6 protein-coding genes are annotated in these 5,125 nt (G+C 37.4%); all 6 read left to right on the plus strand.

Annotation, left to right across the window (positions count from 1 at the left end; translation table 11 throughout):
• The coding region (locus AC1DPQ_RS17085) for a transposase (protein ID WP_477610339.1) at positions 1 to 288 on the plus strand (288 nt) is incomplete at its 5' end.
• Between the two features lie 2 nt (positions 289 to 290).
• Entirely contained in the window at positions 291 to 848 is a 558-nt protein-coding gene (locus AC1DPQ_RS17090; protein WP_477585783.1) for a GNAT family N-acetyltransferase, read from the plus strand.
• Positions 849 to 1,195: 347 nt separating this feature from the next.
• Positions 1,196 to 2,182, plus strand: coding sequence for a pyruvate dehydrogenase complex E1 component subunit beta (locus AC1DPQ_RS17095; protein WP_029275017.1), 987 nt, complete (start codon positions 1,196 to 1,198; stop codon positions 2,180 to 2,182).
• Positions 2,183 to 2,558: 376 nt separating this feature from the next.
• On the plus strand, positions 2,559 to 3,131 hold the full coding sequence (locus tag AC1DPQ_RS17100) for a pentapeptide repeat-containing protein (RefSeq protein WP_477610340.1): 573 nt from the start codon (positions 2,559 to 2,561) through the stop codon (positions 3,129 to 3,131).
• A gap of 44 nt (positions 3,132 to 3,175) precedes the next feature.
• Entirely contained in the window at positions 3,176 to 3,550 is a 375-nt protein-coding gene (locus AC1DPQ_RS17105) for an iron chaperone (protein ID WP_477582336.1), read from the plus strand.
• 101 nt (positions 3,551 to 3,651) lie between these two features.
• The gene (locus AC1DPQ_RS17110) at positions 3,652 to 4,992 is read left to right on the plus strand and encodes a DUF4419 domain-containing protein (RefSeq protein ID WP_477582337.1); all 1,341 of its coding nucleotides are present in this window, start codon (positions 3,652 to 3,654) and stop codon (positions 4,990 to 4,992) included.
• Positions 4,993 to 5,125 lie beyond the last annotated feature (133 nt).

Consider the following 5,125-nt stretch of genomic DNA (forward strand, 5'->3'; position numbering starts at 1 on the left):
GAACATATACACTGTCTAATATCTCTAGGAAGAGGACAAACAATTGCAAAAGTAGCTCAGCTCATAAAAGGTGAATCATCATTTTGGATCAATAAAAATATGCTAACAGACATACCTTTTATGTGGCAAGATGACTATTTTGCCGTATCCGTTAGTGAATCTGGTTTGCAAGCGGTTACCAATTATATTAAAAATCAAGAAATTCATCACACCAAAAAATCTTTTGAATCTGAAGTCAAAGAATTTGAAGACAAGTATGGATTTATCTTAGAAAAAGAAGATCTTTAAAAATGCTAACCTTAAATTTCACAAAATTCCCCATACTCGAAACTGAACGTTTAATTCTCCGTGAACACGATCTTGCTGATGCCGAAGCGCTTTTTGCCATGCGTACCAATGAAACGGTAATGAAATATATTGACAGAGAAAGGCCCAAAGATATTTTTGAGATCAAAGATTTTATCTCACGTTTTAGAAATGGTTACGAAAATGGCGATAACCTGGCTTGGGTAATTGCCTTAAAAGAAAACCCTGAACAAATGATCGGATCTGTAGGTTATTGGCGCACTGATTTTGCTAACCACAGGGCTGAAATTGGTTACATGCTCCATCCTGATTATTGGAGAAAAGGAATTATTTCGGAAGCATTAAAGCGATCAATTGCATTTGGCTTTGAAGAGGTTAATCTACACAGCATCAGCGCCAACATTAATGTCGAAAACGATGCCTCAAGGCAAATACTTATTAAACACGGATTTGTAAAAGAAGCACATTTTAAACAAGATTATTATTTCAGGGGCCAATTTCTGGATAGCGAAATTTATGGCTTATTGAACCCAAATCATTAAATCATGGTAAAAAATAAGGCTTTTAATAAAAAGGGGCGTCATCTCGACCGGAGCATGGCGGAGCGGAGAGATCTATTATGCACCAGTCTTCTTTTTATACGATAGCAATAATATTATTCATTTTGAAGAAGATATTTCGGAAAAAGCATGAGCTTTGATACAATAAGCTAATCAAAAACACAATTGCCCAATATTATTTCTTCTTTTAACAGATAAACAAAAAATACCGCCTCAAAAAGACTGAATAATTAGGCAGATTGCCTATAATTATTACAAAACATAGGCATTTTAGCCTTTGGTTTCAAAGCGATTAATAATTATATTTGCCACCGTTATTAAAATTTACAATGAGAGAAATCCAATTTAGAGAAGCACTACGCGAAGCCATGAGCGAAGAAATGCGTAAAGATGACCGCGTTTTTTTATTAGGTGAAGAAGTAGCAGAATATAACGGTGCGTACAAAGTAAGTCAGGGTATGCTTGACGAATTTGGTGCGAAACGCATTATCGATACCCCGATTGCCGAACTAGGTTTCGCAGGTATTGCAACTGGTGCAGCAACAGCAGGCCTTATTCCAATTGTGGAATTTATGACTTTTAACTTCTCATTAGTAGCTATCGATCAGATTATCAACGGTGCTGCTAAAATTTTATCAATGAGCGGTGGTCAGTTCTCATGCCCTATGGTTTTTCGTGGCCCAACAGGTAACGCAGGTCAATTAGGTGCACAACACTCTCAAAACTTCGAAAACTGGTTTGCAAATACACCAGGATTAAAAGTGGTAGTTCCAGCTACTCCTTACGATGCAAAAGGATTATTAAAGCAATCAATTATAGATCAGGATCCGGTTATTTTCATGGAATCTGAAGTAATGTACGGCGATAAAGGCGATGTTCCTGCAGAAGAGTACTATATCGAATTAGGAAAAGCAAATGTAACCAAACAAGGTACCGATGTAACCATCGTAACCTTCGGTAAAATGTTAACTCGCGTTGTAAACCCGGCGGTAGAAGAATTAACTAAAGAAGGAATCAACGTTGAAGTGATCGATTTGCGTACTGTACGTCCTATCGATTATGATACCATTATCGCTTCTGTTAAGAAAACAAACCGTTTGGTTGTTGTAGAAGAGGCATGGCCTTTGGCATCTCTTTCTGGAGAGATTGCTTTCATGGTACAAAAACATGCATTCGATTATTTAGATGCACCGGTTTTACGTATCACCTGTGCCGACGTTCCACTTCCATACTCACCAACTTTAATCGCAGCAAGCTTACCAAATGCTGAACGTGTGGTTAAAGCGGTAAAAGAAGTAATGTACGTTAAAAAATAAAATTGTCAGTCTGAGCATAGTCGAAGACCAAAACATATAAATCCTCCAAAGCAATTTGGGGGATTTTTTTATTTCCCCTTTTCCGTGTCCTCTGCGTTTCCCTGGCAAATATTCGAAAATTTATGTTCAGTAATCCTTCGGTTTCATCAGCCCCGCCATTCATTGCAATCTTTTTGGCCGGTTAGCTACTCCATTTATCGTCATTGCGAGGGGGAACGGCGAAGCAATATTTCCTGTAGGGCATACCAAAAAGTATTTCCATTTCTGTCAGGTTTAGTGAACCATGGCCTGTATAAGAAACTCAATTCAGTTTCCTGCTCAAAGCAAAAAAAATACGTGATAATTTTTATATTCGTTGCACAAAGAAACTCCTTCCATGTCCGAATACATAGCCGATCAAACCTTCGAAAAAGCCGATTTTACCTTACGGGCACTGCCAAAAGCAGAATACGAAAACTGTAAATTCATCAATTGTGATTTCTCCAGTTCAGATTTAAGCGGCGTTAAGCTTTTAGACTGCGAATTTATCTCCTGTAACTTAAGTCTGGCAAGCCTTACCAAAACCTCATTTATTGATGTAAACTTTCAAGACTGTAAAATGCTCGGATTAAGGTTCGAAAACTGCAATGATTTTGGGCTGGCATTCTCTTTCGGTAATTGTAAACTAGACCATTCCTCTTTTTACAAACTGAAGCTTAAGAAAACGAACTTCAAAAATTCACAATTGCACGAGGTAGATTTTTCCGAATGCGACTTAACCAGCGCAGTACTCGATAACAGCGATTTATTAAACGCAACTTTTGATAGGACCATTATCGAAAAAGCAGATTTTAGGACCGCATACAACTATTCTATCGATCCGGATAACAATAGGATTAAAAAAGCAAGATTCTCAAAATCGGGCATCGCAGGCCTTTTACAGAAATACGATATTCAGATCAGCGAATAGGTTTTTAAGAAATTTTGTAAATTCAGCTTACAAAACCACCGACCATGGAACAGCCCAAACCAGAAAACATTGATCAATACATTGCTAATTTCCCAATAGAAACGCAAAAGCTATTACAGCAAATCCGTGAAACTATACACAAAGCCGTACCAGAAGCCAAGGAAGTAATCAGTTATGGGATGCCCGCCTTTAAACAAAACACGGTGCTGGTTTATTTTGCGGGTTATGCCAAACACATTGGCTTTTATCCAACCGGTTCAGGAATTGAAGCATTTAAAGAAGAATTTACCCAGTATAAATGGAGTAAAGGAGCAGTACAGTTTCCTTTAGACAAACCTTTACCGCTAGATCTGATTACCAGAATCACCAAGTTTAAAGGAGAAAGAGATTTAGAGAAAGTTAAAAAGAAAAAATCATAATATTCCCGGCTTCCTATCTGGGAAAAATAGAGGCATAATTATGGAAAACAGTTCAAAAAAGCATCCGTTTAGTAAAACCTTACTAAACCGACGCCAAACAGATGAAAAAAATACTTTTACTCCTAGTCCTCTTTACCTCTACAAAATCATTTTGCCAGAAAACAACAGTTGTAGAAATTGAAACACTTTCGAAACCAGCAAAACTTATTCCTGTTGTTCCTACTAATGAAATTCTTAAAGTGCTGAGGGCAGATGTAGAAAGAAATGTTGAAAATCTACCCGACAGTTTGGTTTATTATGGTGAGCACCCTTTCCTAACGGGCATTTTAAATTCATATATAGATCACAGGCCATTTGTGATCTCTCCCGATATTTTCTGGTTATTGATCAGCCAGGGTTTTGCCCGGCATATCACTCAAAATGCAGAAGAGCTCAGGTCGCAGATGGTAAACTTTGAAGGAAGGAAGACTTTAACCGTTGTTTCAGATAAAATCTGGTTTGGTGATCCCAAATCCGATTGGGCTTCAATTTTTCCTCAGTTTAATGAACAGATCAACGATTATACCGGCAAAAAATTGGTCGGCATTTTAACTTCCGATTTTACCACCACCACCCCCACCTCCAAGATTGTAAGCCAGGTTACGATTATGGAAGCTGTAAAATCTTATTTCGAATTTAAGGTGATTATGATTGGTTGTGGAATTCCGAAAATCACCATAGAAGGCACAACCCAGGATTGGAAAAAATTACTGGAAAAGACCAAATACCTTGCCCGGTACAAACTAGATTGGTGGACAAATGAGCTCATCCCGATTATCGAAGAAATCATAGCGGCTAAAAAAGGAAAAGTAAATAAAGATTTCTGGATGAATATGGTAAAATACCATACCGAAAAGAAATATGGAACGGTAAATACAATCGACGGCTGGATTGTAAAGTTCTTTCCTTATACCAAAGAAGGAAACAAAACAGGTTTAAAACCAATTACCAGCGTAAACAATCTGGCTTCGGAAATTGTAAAAGTTCCTTTTATTCTGGAAGACGCAGTACTCCACACAAAGCACAATATGGAAATCTGGGCAGGATTTATAGGCTTGTCCCAAAACAATAAAGATTTCACTATGAAACCGGAAATGAGCTGGGCTATCGTAAATAAAGACAGTGCACCATCTGAAACGTCTGTTTTCGGCAACAAAACCAGCGCTGATGATCTTTCAATGAGTAATATTAACGAAATCCCAAAAGAGCTGTATGCATTAAAAAGCATAGGTACACTAAGGATCAAATTCACTAAAAATATTGCTATTCCTGACGAACTGGGTAAAATTCAAATTAGAAGATTAGAACTTACCGGGGAGATTACAGAGGCTGAAAAGCAAAGACTTGTAAAACTTTTTCCCAACAACTGGCTGATCATAAATGGCAAATCAGTCGATCGTTGATAAATATATCTACCATTTTTTTAAAACTTACTCACAAATTTCGGTGGAAAACTTCATTCTAAAAATCATTAAATCCCGCAAATCCTGATTAGCTTTGCTTCCTTTAATTTTTACCTTTAGGATATGTTAACCC

The organism is Pedobacter sp. 01T416_2 (assembly GCF_056398925.1).